This is a genomic window from Streptomyces sp. NPDC056231 (genome assembly GCF_048270745.1).
Classification (GTDB): Bacteria; Actinomycetota; Actinomycetes; order Streptomycetales; family Streptomycetaceae; genus Streptomyces.
In genome coordinates this window covers 17993-36632 of the sequence record NZ_JBLVKW010000037.1, presented here as the reverse complement: position 1 = coordinate 36632, position 18640 = coordinate 17993, and the positions used below count along the sequence as shown (strand labels likewise).

Here is an 18640-nt window from a genome sequence, read left to right as displayed (position 1 = left end):
GGTTCCGGTCGCGGCGCCCCTACTGCGCCTCCATGCCCACATGCGTCAGCACCGCATCCGCCAGTTGGCGCGTGGGCCGCTCACCGTCCAGGAGCACCGTCCCGGCCCGCAGCGTGTCGACCGCGGCCACGCACTGCGCGATCTGCGCCTTGCCCCACCGCCGGGCGGCCTCGTCGCGTACGGGGTCGTCCGGCGCGACGACCCGGGCATCGAGCCGTTGCTCCAGGACATCGGCGGACACCTCGAGGAAGAAGTGATGGACTCTCACTCCTGCTGCTTCCAGGGCTCCGAAGATCTCGTCCGCGTACTGCGGATCGACGACGGTCATCGGGGCCAGGACGGGCCGCCCGTACTCCTCGACCAGCCCGATGGCCATCGAGGCGACCTGCCTTCGCCACAGCGGCAGGTGCTGGAAGTTGCCCTTCGGCACCTCCACGATGCCCCGCAGGACGTAACCGATCTGCTCGGGGTCGTAGACGAGGGCCTCGGGCCACCTCCGGTGCAGTTCGGCCACGAGTGTGGTCTTGCCGCTGCCGAACGCCCCGTTCACCCAGATGATCACGCGCCGCTCCTCTCCTCGCTGCGTCCGGTCAACTCTTGGGACGCATCCGGTAGTTGTACACATCAGGCAGTGGCTGGTCGGTGAGCGCCGACCACACCTCGTCCAGGATCTCCGCTCCCTCCCGCAGGTCCGCGACCTCGAAGCCCTCGTCGAAGACGGCACGGGCGGCAGCGCGGTCTCCCTCGGCCAGCAGAAGTCGGGCCTCCAGCAGGCGGAACCGGCCTCGCTGCTGGATCGCCGGGCGCAGGCCGGTCCAGACCGTCCGGGCGTCCTCGGTCCGCCCGGCCGCCAGCAGCGCCTCGATCGCCTCGCGGCCGAGAGCCGTGATGGCTGCCGTCCAGTCATCGCCGTCGTCCCGGGCCTCCGCGCACAGGTCACCGAACGCCTCGGTGTAGAGGTCGGCTGCCCGGTCGCGCTGGCCGCCCTCCTGGGCGGCGACGGCCAGGCAGCGCAGCAGCGGCCAGCGGGACGGAGCGAGGGCGAGACCGCGTTCCCAGCTGCGGACCGCCTGGGCGCGGTCGCCGGCGTGCCACTGGGCGACGCCGAGGTGGTACTCGGTGAGGGGTTCGGCGGCTGCCGTCTCCAGCATGTCGCGCCAGTGCGCGGAGACCAGCGACGGTCCCGGCGGCGCCACGCGGCGCGGTTCGGGGAAGCCGCCCCGGTCGAGGAGGTGCAGCCAGGGTGCCTGCTGCTCGCCCAGGGTGGACTCGGTGAACGGCGTGCCGGGGAGCTTGAATCCGGCGCGCCGGACTTCGAGAGCGCCCCAGCCGGAGCCGGTGGCGAGGGACTCGCCGGGCTCGGTGTCGGCGTACGGGCGCCAGGCCGCGTACGCGGCATCGACGTCGGCTCGCGGCAGCGCCTCGGCCAGCCGTTGTTCGGTCTCGGCGCGGGCCGCGGTCCAGTCGTCGCCGTGCACGACCCGGGGGTCCGCGGACAGCGGGCCGTAGGACTCCAGCCAGCTGAACTCGGCGCCGGGGTCGAGCGGGATGTGCTCCAGCTGGGTCCGGGCCAGTCCGGCCTGGATCTCCGCATAGCCGACGGTGCCGGGTTCGGTGAGCCACTGCTGCCAGCGGCGTCCGCCGGGCCCGTTGCCCCAGACGAAGAGCTTGCGGCCGCGCAGCAGGTCGGTGGAGGTCTGGGCGAGGCCGTGGCCCTCGGTGTCGAGGGAGGCGATCCAGCGGCGGGCGCCGTCGGGCACTTCGTAGAAGTAGTCCGCGGGGAAGTCGCTGCGCAGCGGGTACGTGCGGTCGACGGAACCGGTCTCCGGGACGGGAACCCGGGTCAGTGTCCGTTCGTAACCGAAGTGCCAGGCCTCGTCGGCAGGGGCCACGATCCGGGTGCGTTCGCCTTCCGGGACGGCGATGTTGGACCACCAGTAGACGGGCGCGGTGTGCTCGTGCGGGTTGCGTATCCGTACGCCGACATGAAGGAAGTCGGAGTCCTCCGGCAACCACAGATCCACCTGGAACGGGAGGTCGCGCAGTCGCTCCCACTCCCAGAGCCGGACCATCTCGCCGCCGTCGGGGGCAGCGACACGGGCGGCATGCACCGGGGCGCAGGACAGCGTGGTGTGACCCGTGGCGCCGATGTTCCACTCGATGCCGCCGGAGAACCAGGCGCCGTTGAGCGCGAAGTCGGCGGGCTGCAGGACAGGGTTGGTGTAGAGCAGTTCGCGGCCGGTCGGCTTGTGGTGGAGGGAATGGATCCGGCCGCCGAGCCCGGGCAGGACGGTGGCCCGCAGCCGGTCGTTCTCGATGATGATCGCGTCCAGGCCGGTGGGCGTGCGCTCGCGCCCGTACCCGTCGAGGATGCGGACCGGCAGGACGGTGCCCAGCGGCTCGTAACCGATCTGCCGTGCCATGTCACGCGGCAGTCCTGCGCGGGCCCGGTCGTCGACGACATGCATCTCGTCGAGCGGCCGCAGCGCCGGCAGCGGGTTCTCCGGGCCCAGCGGTGCGGCGGGCAGAGTCAGTACGGCACGTCGTACGGTCGTGGCCAAGGCAACCTCACTCCCTCGCGCGGGCCGCCGCAGGTCCGGGCGCCCCCCGATGACCATGGAACACGCTGGAAGCCGCCCCGACCAGGGGCGCAGCCGTCAGACTTCGGCAAAAGCCGCCACCAGCAGGTCGGCGAGCGGGTCGGACGGGGCGTCGGCGACGGCAATATTCCGCGTGCCGTTCACCCTCGCCGTCATAGCCTTGATCCCCAACGACTCATGCGATGAAGGCGGCAGGACAGGATGGGCACCCAGCACACCTACCGAGTGATCGTGCGCGGCACCTTTGACGGCCTCACGGACAAGGCACGCGCCCGACTGCTGGCCGAGGTCGAGCAGCACGGCCTGGCGGCGATGCAGTTCACCGAGGTGGGTTCACTCACCTACGACGCGGTGCTCAAGCACTTCAGCTTCCGGTACGTGGTCGTGTCGGACGCCGAGGACGGCGAGGAGATGGCGTCGGCGATCGCCGAGGACCGGGCGGAGACGGCGCTGAAGGAGTACGGCTACGGCTTCCGTGAACTGCGCTCCACCGCCACGGACATGGACACCATGAAGATCAATTACAAGGGGCGGCGCGCGTCGGGCTCGGCGTGACGCCGCATCGGGAGCCGCCGGACGGGCTCTGATCCGGAATTGCACGTCCTCCGGCTCTGTCAGAGGCTTTCCCGCTCGTGCGCCGGATCGTCCCACGCCGCGCGCATGCGGCCGGGACAACGGTGAGTCGGCGGAGATCGGACACGGGGGCAGGGCGGACTGACTGATCGTCGGTCCGGCACGGGGAATCCCTGGAGATTCGCCGGATTCCGTCCCCTGAGTCGGCCGGCCCATTCATCCCACTGCGCGGCCTCTGACCGGCCGGATTCCTGACGAGGGGCGCCGCCGCCCGGGATGCTGCCGGCGACTGTGCCAACAGCATCCGCACGGGCGGCGGTGCCTCTCCGGGGTCAGCCCACGGGCAGAGTCAGGGCAGCGGTGTGGAGCTTGCCGCCGGTCCGGAACTGCAGGAACAGCCGCCAGTTGCCCGAGGTGGGCAGTTCGGCGTGGAAAGCCAGGTCGGGGCCACCGTGGTCACCGTTCACCTTGGTGGTCGGGTGAAGGTGGGCGAATGCGGCGTCACCCTCGTGGAAGGCGGTCAAGTGGGCGTAGGTGTCCAGGTAGGGCTGCAGATCGGTGACCGGCTCGCCGTCCTTGGACACGGTGACGGTCAGCGGGTGCGCCATGCCGGCCATCGGCTCGCCCTTGACGGTGACGGTGTACCCGTCGACCTCGACACTGCCGGCCCCTGCGGGCAGCGGGGTCTTCGAGGGGGTCCCGGGAACGGTGACGCTGCGGCTCAGCACGAATTCCTTGCCCTTCCCTGCGCCGGTGTCCGGAGTGAAGGAGGCGAACATGCGCCAGGAGCCGGGGGCGAGGGAGGTGAGGTCGGCGGTCCAGGTGCCGTCGGCAGCCATGACCGGGTGGATGTGCTGGAAGCCGGTCAGGTCCGAGCGGATGGCGTAGAAGTGCATCCGCTTGGTCTGGTCGACGGCGAAGTCGGTGACCGGCTTGCCGTCCGGGCCGTTGACCGTGAACCGGTACGCGGCCCGCTTGCCGGAGGGCAGGGTCGCATCGTGGGAGGTGAGGCGGTAGCCGTCCTTGTTGTCGGACAGGCCGTTGTCGGCGGCCATGTGGTCCATGCCGGGCATGTCACTCATCGATGGCGACGCGCTGTGCGAAGCGGAATCCGAGGCTTTCGCGCCGTGGTTCATCCCCGGCATGGCCGAGGAGTCGCCGGAGGAGCCGCACGCGGCCAGGGTCAGCGCGAGGGCCGCTGCGGTGCCGGCTGCCGCGACGGCGCGGCGACGCATGGTGAATCGGGAAGAGGCGAACATGAGAGGGGTCTTTCCGGGTGGGCGCACCACGCCGGTGGCGCGCGGGAAGGGCAGGACACGGAGCCGGCCCGGTCTTGACCGGGTTCGGCACGGTGCCTGTCACGTCCGCGCGACGCACACCTGGATGAGGAGATCCCGCCCGCCCGCCGGCGGGCCGCGCCGCCGCGTCCAGCCGGCGGCCGCCGGCAATCCCGCCGGCAGCCATGCGGCCGGCAGTGCGACGGCGGTGTACAGGCCGGCCGTCGGCAGCGGGTTCCGCATGTGCGCGGGGGTGGAGACGCACTGCACCCCGTGCATCTGCGAACCGTCCCCGGCCCGGGCGGCCTGAGCACTCTGCGCGGTGGCCGGCAGCGCCGCTGAGGTCGTCGTCGGAGCGGCGTGGCCGCCGTGCGTGGGTACGGTGACAGCGGGCATCGCACCGTGGCAGCCCTCGGCGGCGGTGGCCGGCGCGCCGTGCATGAGGAACAGACCGAGCAGGACGGCACAGACCGCGATGAGCCGGGCGCTGCCCCGCTCGCTCGGTTGTCCGATGCCCACTGCCGCTCCTTTCCTCCGCGTTGCTGGGCGCCTGTAGTCGCCGACCCCTTCGACAATACCCCGGCCGGGTACCTGAGGCCCCTCCGTCCGTCGGACGCGGGCGATGAGTGCGTACCGTTCGTCGCCGACCGGCCCGCCCCACGTGATGCCGAGGTCAGGTGGCCCAGTGGTGGGCGAGGGCGGCGTGGGGGTCGCCGTGGTCGGCGGTGTGGTCGGTGTGCACGGTGGCGGCGACCAGGCGGGGGACGGCATGGATGAGGGCGTGCTCGGCCGTGACGGCCAGGGCGTGGGCCTGGACCACGGTGAGCTGCGGGTCGACGACGATGTCGGCCTCGGCACGCAACGCGTGGCCGATCCACCGCATGCGGACCTGTCCGATGTCGCGGACGCCGTCCACGGCACGCAATGCGGTTTCGGCAGTGTCGACCAGCGCGGGGTCGACGGAGTCCATCAACCGCCGGTAGACCTCGCGGGCGGCTTGCCTCAGCACCATGAGGATCGCGACGGTGATGAGCAGCCCGACGATCGGGTCGACGGCCCGCCATCCGAGTGCCGCGCCGCCGGCGCCGAGGAGAACCGCGAGCGAGGTGAAGCCGTCGGTGCGGGCGTGCAGTCCGTCGGCGACGAGGGCGGCGGAGCCGATCGTGCGGCCGGTGCGGATGCGACAGCGGGCCACCCATTCGTTGCCGATGAAGCCGACCACCGCGGCGGCGGCGACCGCCCACAGGTGGGTGATGTCGCGTGGCCTGAGGAGCCGGTCGACCGCCTCGTACGCAGCCAGGGCGGAGGATGCGGCGATGGTGAGCACGATGACGACGCCGGCCAGGTCCTCGGCGCGTCCGTAACCGTAGGTGTAGCGGCGGTTCGCCGCACGGCGGCCCAGGACGAACGCGATGCCCAGCGGGATGGCGGTCAATGCGTCGGCGGCGTTGTGGATGGTGTCGCCCAGCAGCGCGACGGACCCCGACAGCACGACGACGACCGCCTGGATCACCGTGGTCGCCCCCAGGATGCCCAGGGACAGCCACAGGGTGCGCATCCCCTCCCGGGAGGTCTCCAGCGCCGAGTCGACCTTGTCCATGACCTCGTGACTGTGCGGCGCGACCACATGGGTGACCTGGTGCCGCACCCGCGACCAGCGCGAGCCGGCGCTCCGCGGGTGTCCGTGGTCGTGCGCGTCCTCGTGACCGTGGTGACCGTGGTCATGCCCGTGCCCGGCACCGGGGCCGTCGTGATCATGGTGATGCTGCTGGCTCACAACGCGCTCGCTTTCGTCGGGCGGCGGGGTGGACGGAGGTCCCACCTGCCTATTATGTGCGTATGAATGCACGCATGCATCTATCAACTGCGCAGGGTTCGCAGCCGCGAGACGTGGGCACTGAGCATTTCCTGGTCGCGGCCGAGGTCCTGGGCCTTCTGGCGGACCGCACCCGGCTGGCGCTGCTCCATGTCCTGGCAGCGAATGAAGCGGACGTCAGCTCATTGGCGGAGGCCGTAGGAGCGGCCCGGCCGGCGGTCAGCCAGCATCTCGCCCGGTTGCGCATGTCCGGGCTGGTGACGACCCGCAAGGAGGGCCGGCGGGTGATCTACACGCTGCCCGACGGTCATCTGCGACGTGTGGTGGCCGAAGCCCTGGAGCTGGCCGATCACCGGCTGACCGGGCGTGCGCCCCACGCGTGAGACGCACCCCCGGCCAGGGGCTCAGGCCACCGCCGGAGCCGGGACAGCGTTGGCAGGGTTGAGATGGCCGGTGCGGCGCAGTGCGATCAGGGCCGCCGCGCAACCACCGCCCACGGCGGCCAGCGCCGCCCAGGGCAGCCACGGTGTGCCCAGGCGGGCGGCGAGGTCGAACAGGGCTCCCACGCCCAGGTTCCCCGCGGCCACCGCGATCCCGGAGACGGTGCTGTACGCGCCGTAGTACGTGGCGACCAGCCGCTCGCCGGAAAGCCGGACCAGGGTGTCCATCTCGAACGGGTACAGCAGCGCCGAGCCGACTGCCAGCAGGCACGCGCACAGCACCAGACCGGTCGTCCCACCCCCGGCCGACAGGCCGTCGGCCCGATGATGGGGGCCGAGCAGCAGAGGCAGGAAGGCTGCACCCATCAGAACGAGGCCGATCGCGATGGCCTTGGGGGCTTCGAAGCGTTTTCCGGCCCAGGCGGTGAGTCGCAGTTGTCCGACGACGGAGGTCAGGGCGGAGACGGCGAAAATCACGCCCATGACGGTGCCGCTGTTGTCACCGAAGAGGGTGCGGGCCTGCAGCGGCAGGGCGAGGTAGGTCTGGAAGGCCAGGAGGTAGGAGCCGGCCATCGCGGCGGAGAACAGGACGAAGGGCCGATTGGTGGCGATGGTCCGCCAGTCCGCGGCGATACCGTGCAGCCCGCCGGCGCGCTCGGCGTCGGCGGCCGGGCTGCACGGGGGCAGGGCGCGGGCCTGAACGACGGCGAGCAGCGCGAAGACCGCGGCCGCGACCGTACACACGAGGCGGAAATCCCAGGCGAGCAGGGCAAGGCCTACGAGCGGGCCGAGCAGGATGCCGGCCTGGTAGAAGACGTTGAAGGCGGCGAAGGCCTCCACTCGGCGCTCGCCCGCTCCGGCGGCGAGGTAGGCGCGGACGGCAGGGTTGAACAGGGCCCCGGCAAGACCGGTTGCGGCGGACGCGATGACCAGCGCCGGGAGGGTGTCGGCGAGGGCCAGCAGGGCGAATGCGCCGGTGCGCAGGCCGCAGCCGGTCAGGATGAGGGGTTTGTAGCCGATCCGGTCGGCGAGGGTGCCGCCGAGCCAGAACATCCCTTGCTGGGAGAGGTTGCGCACGCCGAGTACCAGGCCGACCGCCCAGGCTGCGAGGCCCAGGCCGTGGGCAAGGTGGTCGGCGAGGTAGGGCATCAGCATGTAGAAGCCGAGATTGATGCCGAACTGATTGCACATCAGCAGCTGGAGACCGGGGTCGAAGGAGCGCACGCGCGCGCACAGTTGCTTCACCGGACACCCACCACGTTGCGAATGCCCGCGGGGACGGCGCGATCCAGCGGGTCGGTCACGCGGGCGCAGCGCGTCCAGTGCCGCGCGGTGTGTTCGGCCGGGTCGTCGATGGTGTCGGGTTCCTCGGGCGGAAGGTGGCCGAGCAGCTGGTGCTCCTGACACCAGGCGTCGTTGTAGATGGTTTCCAGGTAGCGGTGGGGGCCGTCGGGGAAGATCGCAGCGATGCGGGTGCCGGAGGGACAGGTGCGGGCCGCCCATCCGGCGACCCGGGCGACCGCGCCGACGCTCCAGCCGCCCGATGCGTAGTGCCGGCGGGCGAGTTGACGGCAGGCCCAGACCGCCTCGGCGGGGGCGACCCAGTGGACTTCGGTGAAAGCGTGGTAGTCGACATTGCCCGGGTGGATGCTGGAGCCCAGGCCCCGCATCAGGCGCGCGGCGGCAGGCTGGCCGAAGATCGTCGAGCCGGTCGCATCGACTCCGATCAGCGCCAGATCGGGGAAGCTCTCCCGGAGCACGGCGCTGACCCCTGCTGAGTGGCCGCCCGTGCCGACCGAGGCGACGAGTACGTCGATGCGGCCGAGCTGGGCGATGAGTTCGGCGGCCAGAGGCCTGTACGCGGCGACGTTGTCGGGGTTGTGGTAGTGGTCCGGGCACCACGCTCCCGGGTTCGCGCCGAGCAGCTCCGTGACCTGTTCGCGGCGGGCCTGCTGCCAGCCGCCGGCCGGATGCGGGGCGGCCACCTGCCTCACCTCGGCGCCCAGTGTGGTGAGAAGGCGCAGCATCGCCGGCTCCATGCCGGGGTCGGTGACAACGGTGACCGGGTGGCCGTGGGTCAGACCGGCCAGGGCCAGGCCGAGCGCGAGGGTGCCGCTGGAGGACTCGATGATCGGGGCTCCGGGTCGGAGAGCGCCACGTCGACGGGCTTCCCGGACCATGTGCAGGCCGGGCCGGTCCTTGATGCCTCCGGGGTTGGCTCCCTCCAGTTTGGCGAAGAAGCCCCGTCCGGCAGGCGCGAAAGGCTCGCCCACCCACAGGACCGGAGTGTTGCCCACCAACTGGTGGGCACCGCGGGCGACCGGCGGCGCGGGGGCGAGTGAGTTCGCGCAGAAGTTTTCGAGCAGGGGGACGTGCATGGTCGGTAACGCTCCTTGGTGCACACCGGAACAAGCGGGGTGTGCGGGGCAGACGGGTCACGGGCACGCGAGCACGCCTCCGGCCCCACCCGTGTCCACGCGGACACGGGTGGGGGAAGAGAAGGCGTGCGGGCGCGGCCTACCGCCGCAGGACGCAGAGCCGGGTCAGAGTCGCCTGGCCGCCGGTACCGCCCCTCAAGGGTTCCGGACCCTCGCGATCGGACGGGCCTGGCACCGAGCGGGGCGTGTACGTGAGAGGCGCCATCTCACCGGGATCGGTGATGGCGCGGTCCACAGGGGTACGAACCCGGTCCACGGCGTGGTCGACCACCTCCGCGTGGCCGCCACCGTGACCGGGCGCCCGGTCCGCACTGTGCTTCGCCGCGGCGTGCGAACAGCCGTCGACGGCCGCGTGCGTGGACAGAGTGGCGAACCCCGGCCCGTGCAGAGCGCCGACGAGATGACAGCCGACCAGCAGGAGCAGGGCGAACAACAACGCCGCCCGCAGCGGGTGCCCCACCGCCTTGCTGCTCATCCCCGGGATCACGAGCTCAACGTAGTCGATCACTCACTAATAGTCACTGATCGACTTTTACGACACCCTCTCCCCTCCTTCGGCCGACTTAGACCGACCGGCAAATGGGAGGTGGGAGAAGGAGCGGGGCTGGGTGCGTGCAGCTGCAAGGCGGAGGATTGAGGCATGGCGGAGCCATGGTGATTGACGACAACGCGGCAGATGTGCGTGCCCAGCCCCGCGCCGCCGCCTCCCATTTGCCGGTCGGTCTTACACGCGGGAAGGAGCAAGCCGCTGAGTCTTCCCCCGCCCCGGCCGGCTGCGGAGGACCAGAACCCGGAGGCCCCTTCCGTTCGCACGAAGAATCGAGACCTTGCCCGGACGGTCCCGTCACCTTGCGGCGCCCCGGCCAGGGTGTGCCGGACCGGGTGCCCTGTGCGGACCCAGCCGCGGCGGACTCAACGAAGAGCAGCTCAGCAGGCAGGGCACCGGGTCTGGCGGCGACCGGCCCAGGGGGAGGCCCGGCCACCGCACACAGTGATCCCACGCACCGATGGCCCACCAAACGTGACGGCCCACGAATGGAGGCGGTGCGGCGTCGTCGACCGAGCAGCTGACCGTGACCGCATGCCTGATCGGTCCGCCCCTCGGGCAGGTCGCCACCGGGCCACTGTCGGACCGGCTCGGGCGACCCCAGAGGCTGTTCGGGGTGGCCGCGTACATCGGCGATCGCACGCACCGGACGCCGCCCGGCCCGCCCTACGTGCGGACGACGCTACTTTCGAAACACGCCCTGGCTACCCGGCCATCCACCGGCAACTCGTCACGCGTCAGCCGGCCGGCTTCTGGAGAGGGGCCGGTTTGGTGGTGAGCAGTGCGGTGATCTCCTGGGCGAGCTCCGGGCCGAGTTCGCCCCAGCCGTCCTTGTAGCCATAGACGCTCGCCAGGGTGCGGGCGTCGTAGTCGCCGTTCATGATCTCGATGTCGGTGGTGGTGATGAGTGCCGGGTGGGCGACGCCGACAGCTCCCGAGACCTTCAGCAGCTCCTTGCGCAGGGTGCGCAGGTAGACAGCGGCCCGAGTGGCCTTCGAGGGCGCGTCGACGCCGCGCACCAGCCACGGATCCTGGGTGGCGATGCCGGTGGGGCACTTGTCGGTGTGGCATTTCTGCGCCTGGATGCACCCGATGGACAGCATTGCCTCGCGGCCGACGTTGATCATGTCGACACCCAGAGCGAAGGCGACGGCAGCGTTCTCGGGCAGGCCGAGCTTGCCGGAGCCGATGAAGGTGATGTCGTCGGTCAGACCCCGCTCGGCGAACGTGCTGTAGACGCGGGAGAAGCCCATCCGGAAGGGCAGCGACACCGAGTCGCTGAAGATCAGGGGAGCCGCCCCGGTGCCACCCTCGCCTCCGTCGATGGTCACGAAGTCGACCCCGCGATCACCACGCGCCATCAACATGGCCAGCTCCCGCCAGAAGCTCATCTCCCCCACAGCGCTCTTGATCCCGACCGGCAGACCGGTCTCGTCAGCGAGCAGCTCCACGAAGTCGAGCATCGAGTCGACATCGTGGAACGCGGTGTGCCGCGACGGGGAGGCACAGTCCTCACCGACCGGGATGCCGCGGATCTTGGCGATCTCCGGGGTGACCTTCGCGCCCGGCAGCATCCCGCCGAGCCCCGGCTTGGCGCCCTGGGAGAGCTTGATCTCTATCGCCTTGACCGGGGCGCCGGCCACCACGTCCTTGAGCTTGTCGAGGTTGAAGGTGCCGTCCTCGTTACGGCAGCCGAAGTACGACGTCCCGATCTGGAGGATCAGGTCGCCGCCGCTGCGGTGGTACGGCGAGAGACCGCCCTCACCCGTGTTGTGCATCGTGCCGGCCAGCGCCGCGCCCTTGTTGAGCGCCGTGATGGCCGCGCCGGACAGCGATCCGAAGCTCATCGCCGAGATGTTCACCACACTCGCCGGCCGGAACGCCTTGGCGCGCCCGCGCGGGCCGCCCAGCACCTTGGCCGAGGGCAGCGGGGCCTGCGGGTCGTGCAGGTCGGGCAGCGTGCCGGCGAACGTGCGCTGCTTCACGTATGCGTGCCCTTGCACGTGCTCGACGTCCACGTCGGTTCCGAACCCGAAGTAGTTGTTCTCTCCCTTCGCCGACGCATAGATCCAGGTGCGCTGGTCACGGCTGAACGGGCGCTCTTCCTCGTTGGACGTCACGACGTACTGCCGCAGCTCCGGCCCGATCGTCTCCAACAGGTACCGGGCGTGCCCGATCACGGGGAAGTTTCTGAGCAGTGCGTGCTTCTTCTGGACGAGGTCGCGGGCAGCCACCAGCGCCAATGCTGTTGCGGCGGCCGCGCCGATGCTCCGAGCACGCATGAACGTTCCTCTCCTCGACTGCTCGATACCCGACTCCATCGCTGCGCGGCGGACGTCGTGGGCGTTGGGCTGCGGACACGGCCAGGCAGGCATCGGCGTCCGACAACGAAACGCCACACGATAGTAAGAGGTCGCGCGGATGGGCGGGCGGGTCAGGGTGCGTGAGTCCGGCCACGCCGCTGGCATCCCCTCAGGGCTGTCCCGTCATCCCTGGCGGGCGCACGACGACAGCTGCGGCACCTCACTGCATTGTCGGAACGACCGAATACGCCCAGTTTGAGAACACCCCTCCGCCTTGCGATGCACCGCCTCCGACGCCGCGCGCTGATCCGCCAGGGATGACGGGACAGCCGTTAGGCCGTTTCGTTCGGACCAGCGGGAAGACCAGAGAGGTGGATCTTTGTGGTCAGTCCGCCCCGGGACCGGCCGATGGCATGGTCGGCCGGTTCGCCGACTGGGCCCCTTTTTGCGGGCGTCGGCTGCGTGCTGATGCGCACGCACGACAGTGGAGTCCACCGACACGGCCCAGTTGAGGTCCTGGATGCCGACCAGGGGCCGATGCGTCAGGTAGTGCAGAGAAGTGACCAGACCGAACGAGATCGCTCCCGTCCACAGGGGCGCGGCACCTGCCTCCACGCCCCCTGGTCGCCGGGCCGGGGGCGGTCCAGGAAGCGCCGGAAGGGAGAACCGGCCTCAGGGCCGGGACGCTACCGGGCCACCACCCGTACTCCGATCCTCACGCTGACACCCCGCACCCGCATCCCGGGACCACACCGGTCAGAGGGCCATCGCCCCGTCGGCCCCCGGACCGCGACGTCGGGATCTTCTTCGGAAATCCGGGCACATTCCGCGTACAACCCTTGTGCCGCATGCGCTGTCAAACACGACGACGGACAAGGAACGGGCCCTTTCCGGATACCCCCCGTGCCCCCCGAGCAAGCCCGGCCCTTCGTGAGCCAAGGAGCCGCTCATGCGCAAGCACCGCTCGACCGCCGTTGCCGCGGCATCGTTTCTCCTCGTGACGGGGGCGGCCATCGCCGCCGCCCCGTCCGCGTACGCCGGCACTCCCGGCGGCACCCACGCCAACGACCGCAACACCGACTTCAACGGCGACGGCTACGACGACGTGCTCGTCGGTGCTCCCGGTGCGGCCGTCGGCGGGCACAAGGGCGCGGGCATGGTCACCGTGCAGTACGGCGGACCCAAGGGCATGGGCACCTCCAACGCCAGGGCCATCAGCCAGAACACCTCGGGTGTGGCAGGCGCCGCCGAGAGCGGCGACGGCTTCGGCAAGACCCTGGCCACCGGCGACCTGGACGGCGACGGCTACGACGACGCGGTCGTCGGCATCCCCGGCGAGGACATCGGCACCGTCTCCAACGCGGGTGGCGTCGTCGTCCTGTGGGGCACGCCGAAGGGGCTCAGCGGGTCGGTGAGCAACTGGCTTCAGGCCGAAGAGCCCACCGCAGGCGGCAAGTTCGGCGCCTCGCTCGCCGCGGCCCGGTTCTCCGACACCACCCCGGGCGATCTGCTGGCGGTCATGGACTCGGTCGGACTGACCACGTACCAGTTCGAGCCGGCCACCGAGCCCAGCACGAAGAGCGCCGGCCCGCGGACGCGGCAGCCCGTACAGAAGTCGCGTACGACGCTCTCCTCGCCGTCGAAGAAGGCACGCATCGGGTCCGCCGCCGAGGCGCCGGGCATCCGGCCCGCGTCGATGACGACCGGCGACTACGACAACAACGGCTACGCCGACCTGGTCGTCTCCGGCACCAGCGTCGGTGACGAGCCGGGGCACGGCTGGTCGTACATCCTCCCCGGCACCGCCTCCAACGACGAGCCGCTGCCGGTCACCGCGGTACGCGGCGGCCCGGTCGTCGCCTCCGGCGACATCAACGGCGACGGATACGACGACCTGGCCACCGGCGAGCCGCACAGCCCGGACGACGGCGGCGCGAGCATGACCGGCGGCATGGTCGGCGTCTACTACGGCAGCGCGGCCGGCCCCGCGGGCCAGGAGGGCCCTGGCACCCCGCCGCTCTGGTGGACCCAGAACTCTCCCGGCGTACCGGGATCGAACGAGCGGGGCGACGGCTTCGGCACCGACCTCTCCATCGGCGACACGAACAAGGACGGATTCGCGGACCTGGCGATCGGCATCTCCGGCGAGGACGTCGGCCGTGTCGCGGACGCGGGTGCCTTCACCGTGCTGCGCGGCTCGGCCCGGGGGCTGACCGCCACCGGCGCGCTGTCGGTGACGCAGGGCACCGCGAAGGTCCCGGGCACTGTGGAGAAGGGCGACAAGTTCGGCGGCCAGGTCTCCTTCACCGACCCCAACGGCGACGGACGCTTCGGTCTGCTCGTCTCGGCGCCCGGTGAGAACACGAACGACGGCTACGTCTGGGTCTTCTCCGCGGGCACCGGCGGTGTGACGACCTCCGGCTCGTGGAACTACGGGGCGCGCGCTTTCGGTGGTCCGTCCCTGGACGCGCTGTACGGGGCGGCGATCGACGACTGACACGACGCGTGGCGGGCGCTCGCCCCGCCCCGCGCCCGATTCACTGGTGTCCCGGCGCTCTCCGGGGCACCAGCCTTCCGCGGAAGGCTGGATCGCTCGGACCGATGGATGAATTCCTGCCGCTCCTCGCGGTCGTCGGCGGCCTCGCCGCGGCCATGGGCCTCATCACCTGGCCGGCATGGCATGTCCGTCGGCGCGGTACCGCCGGCGCAGCGATCACCGCAGCGCCGGCCTCCTACGACGAGGCGTTCCGGGTCACTGCTCACGAGGCGCACCACGAGATCCGGGCACAGGCCGACCGCAGGGCGCCGATCCTGTCGCCCGGCGATCACTGGCGGCGGAACTCCGATGAAGGACGTCGGCCCGCCACTCGGAACCGCCGGTCGGGCCCGGCGCGCCCGCGCCGAAGGCTGCGGGGTCTCGACCGCCGGGTCGGTCGCCCGGATCCTGGCCGCTGATCGTCATCGCGTCGGAACTCTATGAGCCGGCGCGGCACACCTGGCAGGATCCGGTCCGTGACGAGCGGTGGGACGGCCGAGCTGCTGCTGAGCGGCATCGTGCTGATCGGCGCCTCGGTCCAGTGGCTCACGGGGATGGGGTTCGCGCTCATAGCCGTGCCCGCTCTGGTGCTGGCTCTCGGCCCGGCCGAGGGTGTGGTGCTCGCGAACTGCGCGGCCGGTGCGATCAGCCTGGTCGGGCTCGCGGGCGGTCGACGGCAGGTGCGCCCGGCAGCGATGGTGCCCCTGGTCGTGGCGGCCGCGTGCACCGTGCCGGCCGGGAGCTGGGTGGCGGCCCGGTTGCCGAGCCGGTGCTGCTGGCGTGCATGGGGGCGCTGGTGAGCGGGGCCGTGCTGCTGGTGATGCGGGGGGTCCGGGTGCCCGCTCTGCGCGGGGCGGGAGGTGCGGTGGCCGCGGGTGCCGTGGCGGGTTCATGAACTCGTCGGCGGGCGTCGGCGGCCCGGCGGTCTCCCTGTATGCCGTGAATGCGGGTTGGACCGTGCGGGAATTCGTGCCGAACGCCCAGTTCTACGGGGTCGTGGTGAACGCATTCTCCGTCGCCGCCAATGGCGTTCCGCAGCTCAGCACTCGTCTCTGGCTCCTGATCACTGTCGGCCTGGCGGCGGGCGCCCTGATCGGGAAGGCGCTCACCGATCGGGTGCCGGAAAAGCGGGCCCGGCTGCTCGTCCTGCTGCTCGCACTCGGCGGTGGGATCACCACGCTCGCCAAGGGAGTGTGGGCGCTCTGACGGTCGGGGCCACTGCCCGGATCGACCCACGGATGATCTTCATGGACCGCTGCCGGGTCGGCAGGGCCCTGTCGAACAGACGACGGCCACGGGATATCTTGATATCAAGCAATGTTGCAGACGTGGAGCGGAGCACCCGGTGACTGACTCGACCATCATCTATACGCACACCGACGAGGCCCCGGCCCTGGCGACGTATTCGTTCTTGCCTGTGATCGAGGCGTACGCCTCGACGGCCGGGGTCACCGTCGAGAACCGCGACATCTCCCTGGCGGGGCGGATCATTGCCAGCTTCCCGGAGCACCTCGACGAGAACCAGCGCATCGATGACGCTCTCGCCGAGCTCGGCGAGCTGGCCAAGACGCCCAGCGCCAACATCATCAAGCTGCCGAACGTCTCGGCGTCGATCCCGCAGATGAAGGCGGCCATCGCCGAGCTGCAGCAGCAGGGCTACGCGCTGCCGGACTACCCGGACGACCCGCAGACGGACGAGGAGAAGGACGTCCGCGCACGCTACGACAAGGTCAAGGGCAGCGCGGTCAACCCGGTCCTGCGCGAGGGCAACTCCGACCGCCGTGCCCCCGCGTCGGTGAAGAACTACGCCAAGACGCACCCGCACCGCATGGGCGCCTGGACGGCCGACTCGAAGACGAACGTCGCGACGATGAGCGCCGACGACTTCCGCTCCACCGAGAAGTCCGCCGTCATCGCCGAGCCGGGCTCCCTGCGGATCGAGCTCGCCGGTGACGACGGCACCACCACTGTCCTGCGCGAGTCGGTACCCGTGCTCGCGGGCGAGGTCGTCGACGCGTCCGTGATGCGGGCGGCGGCCCTGCACGAGTTCCTCAAGGCGCAGATCGCCCGCGCCAAGGCCGAGGGTGTGCTCTTCTCCGTGCACCTGAAGGCCACGATGATGAAGGTCTCCGACCCGATCGTCTTCGGCCACGTGGTGCGCGCCTTCTTCCCGAAGACGTTCGCGAAGTACGGCCAGGCACTGATCGCCGCCGGTCTGTCGCCGAACGACGGCCTCGGCACGATCCTGAACGGCCTGGACGGCGTGCCCCACCTGGGCGCCGAGATTAAGGCCGCCTTCGAGGCCGAGCTCGCCGAGGGCCCCGCCCTGGCGATGGTCGACTCCGACCGCGGCATCACCAACCTGCACGTGCCGAGCGATGTCATCGTCGACGCGTCCATGCCGGCCATGATCCGCACCTCCGGCCACATGTGGGGCCCGGACGGCAAGGAGGCCGACACCCTGGCCGTCCTGCCGGACAGCAGCTACTCGGGCGTCTACCAGGCCGTCATCGACGACTGCCGGGCGCACGGTGCGTTCGACCCGTCGACGATGGGCTCGGTGCCGAACGTCGGTCTGATGGCGCAGAAGGCCGAAGAGTACGGCAGCCACGACAAGACCTTCGAGATCGCCGCCCCGGGCACGGTCCGCGTCGTCGACGGTTCCGGCAACGTGGTGCTGGAGCAGACGGTCGCCGCCGGTGACATCTTCCGCATGTGCCAGACCAAGGACCTGCCGATCCAGGACTGGGTCAAGCTCGCCGTCACCCGCGCCCGCGCCACCGGCACCCCGGCCGTGTTCTGGCTGGACGAGGGCCGCGCGCACGACGCGACGCTCATCGCCAAGGTCAGGACGTACCTCGCCGACCACGACACCGAGGGTCTGCAGATCAAGATCCTGTCGCCGGTCGAGGCGACCGCGTTCTCGCTGGAGCGCATCCGCCGGGGCGAGGACACCATCTCGGTCACCGGCAACGTGCTGCGTGACTACCTGACCGACCTGTTCCCGATCCTGGAACTCGGCACGAGCGCCAAGATGCTCTCGGTCGTCCCGCTGATGAACGGCGGCGGCCTGTTCGAGACCGGCGCCGGTGGCTCCGCTCCCAAGCACGTCCAGCAGCTGGTCAAGGAGAACTACCTGCGCTGGGACAGCCTGGGCGAGTTCCTCGCGCTCGCGGTCAGCTTCGAGCACCTGGCGCAGACGACGGGCAACGCGCGCGCCCAGGTGCTCGCCGACACCCTCGACCGCGCCACCGGCACCTTCCTCAACGAGGACAAGTCGCCGAGCCGCAAGCTGGGTGGCATCGACAACCGCGGCAGCCACTTCTACCTGGCGATGTACTGGGCCCAGGAGCTGGCGAAGCAGACCGACGACCCGCAGCTCGCGGAGGCGTTCGCCGGTCTCGCCAAGACGCTGACCGAGCAGGAGCAGACGATCGTCGATGAGCTCATCGCGGTGCAGGGCTCGCCCGTCGACATCGGCGGCTACTACCGTCCGGACGCCGCCAAGGCTTCGGCCGCCATGCGCCCGTCGGCGACGTTCAACGAGGCCATCGCTTCGCTGGGCTAGCCCACGGCAGCCCCGGGTCCCCGCGAAACCCGCAGTGACCGTTCCGCCCCGGCCGCACATGCGGCCGGGGCGGTCCCATGTGCTTCCGGGTGGAACGATCCTGCAGTCCCCGACAGACCCGGGTTCGCTGAGTAGGCCCGGAGCGCGGTGCCGGGATTGCTCCCGGTCCGCTTTTCCGGACCCCAGCGGTATCCCCGGGTGCCGAAATAGTGGATCTCGGCGATCACATCCTGGGCCCGCCGTCGGGGCCGGAACCCATAGGGCACCGGCTTGAAGTCGGCCTCGAAGATCGGTTCCAGCACCCGTTTCAGTGCTGCCTGAACGACCCGGTCCGCGATCGTCGGAATCCCTGGCTTGCGGACCTTCCCCGAGCCTCCCGGCTTGGGAATGACAGAACCGTTTTGCGAGAGTCGCCATCAGGGGCGTACGGGCCCGGGTCAGCGCGGGAGTTCCGCGCCGCACAGCCGGGTGAAGGCCGGACCGGCCGCCGCCCCTGCCGCGCACACCGCGGCGCCGGCGGCGGATCACGAGGTGCACAGGAG

The 18640-nt window shown here is 70.8% G+C and carries 14 protein-coding genes and 3 pseudogenes; 6 read left to right on the top strand and 11 right to left on the bottom strand.

Features of this window, described 5'->3' with window-relative positions; all coding sequences use genetic code 11:
- Positions 1-19: 19 nt before the first annotated feature.
- Positions 20-562, bottom strand: a complete 543-nt coding sequence (locus ACNPQM_RS25545; protein WP_358858576.1) for an AAA family ATPase — start codon at positions 560-562, stop codon at positions 20-22.
- A gap of 28 nt (positions 563-590) precedes the next feature.
- Positions 591-2561: a DUF5107 domain-containing protein gene (locus ACNPQM_RS25540; RefSeq protein ID WP_418085862.1), complete on the bottom strand. Its 1971-nt coding sequence runs from the start codon at positions 2559-2561 to the stop codon at positions 591-593.
- A 240-nt stretch (positions 2562-2801) separates the two neighbouring features.
- Between ACNPQM_RS25540 and ACNPQM_RS25535 the strand changes: the two genes are divergently transcribed.
- Positions 2802-3155 carry a DUF6204 family protein gene (locus ACNPQM_RS25535; RefSeq protein WP_418085861.1) on the top strand — a complete coding sequence of 118 codons (354 nt, stop codon included), beginning with the start codon at positions 2802-2804 and terminating at the stop codon, positions 3153-3155.
- A 350-nt stretch (positions 3156-3505) separates the two neighbouring features.
- Here the strand turns inward: ACNPQM_RS25535 and ACNPQM_RS25530 are convergent, their stop codons facing one another.
- The 3 genes from ACNPQM_RS25530 to ACNPQM_RS25520 all read right to left on the bottom strand — a co-directional run bounded on the left by ACNPQM_RS25530 (position 3506) and on the right by ACNPQM_RS25520 (position 6227).
- Positions 3506-4432: a hypothetical protein gene (locus ACNPQM_RS25530; RefSeq protein WP_418085860.1), complete on the bottom strand. Its 927-nt coding sequence runs from the start codon at positions 4430-4432 to the stop codon at positions 3506-3508.
- A 99-nt stretch (positions 4433-4531) separates the two neighbouring features.
- Positions 4532-4969, bottom strand: a complete 438-nt coding sequence (locus tag ACNPQM_RS25525) for a hypothetical protein (protein WP_418085859.1) — start codon at positions 4967-4969, stop codon at positions 4532-4534.
- Positions 4970-5123: 154 nt separating this feature from the next.
- Positions 5124-6227 carry a cation diffusion facilitator family transporter gene (locus ACNPQM_RS25520; protein ID WP_418085858.1) on the bottom strand — a complete coding sequence of 368 codons (1104 nt, stop codon included), beginning with the start codon at positions 6225-6227 and terminating at the stop codon, positions 5124-5126.
- A gap of 62 nt (positions 6228-6289) precedes the next feature.
- Here ACNPQM_RS25520 and ACNPQM_RS25515 point away from each other — a divergent pair, with 62 nt between their 5' ends.
- A complete protein-coding gene (locus ACNPQM_RS25515; RefSeq protein WP_418085857.1) occupies positions 6290-6649 on the top strand; it encodes an ArsR/SmtB family transcription factor in 360 nt (119 codons plus the stop codon).
- A 21-nt stretch (positions 6650-6670) separates the two neighbouring features.
- On the opposite strand, the gene ACNPQM_RS25510 is transcribed toward ACNPQM_RS25515, so the two are convergent.
- From ACNPQM_RS25510 to ACNPQM_RS25490, 5 genes and pseudogenes are all read right to left on the bottom strand, one after another.
- Positions 6671-7951, bottom strand: coding sequence for an MDR family MFS transporter (locus ACNPQM_RS25510; protein ID WP_418085856.1), 1281 nt, complete (start codon positions 7949-7951; stop codon positions 6671-6673).
- Positions 7948-9084 carry a PLP-dependent cysteine synthase family protein gene (locus ACNPQM_RS25505; RefSeq protein WP_418085855.1) on the bottom strand — a complete coding sequence of 379 codons (1137 nt, stop codon included), beginning with the start codon at positions 9082-9084 and terminating at the stop codon, positions 7948-7950. The genes ACNPQM_RS25510 and ACNPQM_RS25505 overlap by 4 nt, the downstream gene beginning before the upstream one ends.
- A gap of 139 nt (positions 9085-9223) precedes the next feature.
- Positions 9224-9652, bottom strand: coding sequence for a hypothetical protein (locus tag ACNPQM_RS25500; protein WP_418085854.1), 429 nt, complete (start codon positions 9650-9652; stop codon positions 9224-9226).
- A gap of 776 nt (positions 9653-10428) precedes the next feature.
- Complete coding sequence (locus ACNPQM_RS25495) at positions 10429-11973, bottom strand: FMN-binding glutamate synthase family protein (protein ID WP_418085853.1); 1545 nt, start codon at positions 11971-11973, stop codon at positions 10429-10431.
- Between the two features lie 389 nt (positions 11974-12362).
- Positions 12363-12507: pseudogene (locus ACNPQM_RS25490) on the bottom strand (IS5/IS1182 family transposase); the annotation flags it as partial.
- 436 nt (positions 12508-12943) lie between these two features.
- On the opposite strand from ACNPQM_RS25490, the gene ACNPQM_RS25485 reads away from it, so the two are divergent.
- The 4 genes and pseudogenes from ACNPQM_RS25485 (at position 12944) to ACNPQM_RS25470 (ending at position 18098) form a co-directional block, all read left to right on the top strand.
- Positions 12944-14491, top strand: coding sequence for an esterase (locus ACNPQM_RS25485; protein WP_418085852.1), 1548 nt, complete (start codon positions 12944-12946; stop codon positions 14489-14491).
- A 104-nt stretch (positions 14492-14595) separates the two neighbouring features.
- Positions 14596-14949 carry a hypothetical protein gene (locus ACNPQM_RS25480; RefSeq protein ID WP_418085851.1) on the top strand — a complete coding sequence of 118 codons (354 nt, stop codon included), beginning with the start codon at positions 14596-14598 and terminating at the stop codon, positions 14947-14949.
- A 21-nt stretch (positions 14950-14970) separates the two neighbouring features.
- Positions 14971-15736, top strand: a pseudogene (locus ACNPQM_RS25475) (TSUP family transporter).
- Between the two features lie 139 nt (positions 15737-15875).
- Positions 15876-18098, top strand: a complete 2223-nt coding sequence (locus ACNPQM_RS25470; protein WP_418085850.1) for an NADP-dependent isocitrate dehydrogenase — start codon at positions 15876-15878, stop codon at positions 18096-18098.
- 182 nt (positions 18099-18280) lie between these two features.
- Here the strand turns inward: ACNPQM_RS25470 and ACNPQM_RS25465 are convergent.
- A pseudogene (locus ACNPQM_RS25465) lies at positions 18281-18487 on the bottom strand (group II intron reverse transcriptase/maturase); the annotation flags it as partial.
- Positions 18488-18640: the final 153 nt, after the last annotated feature.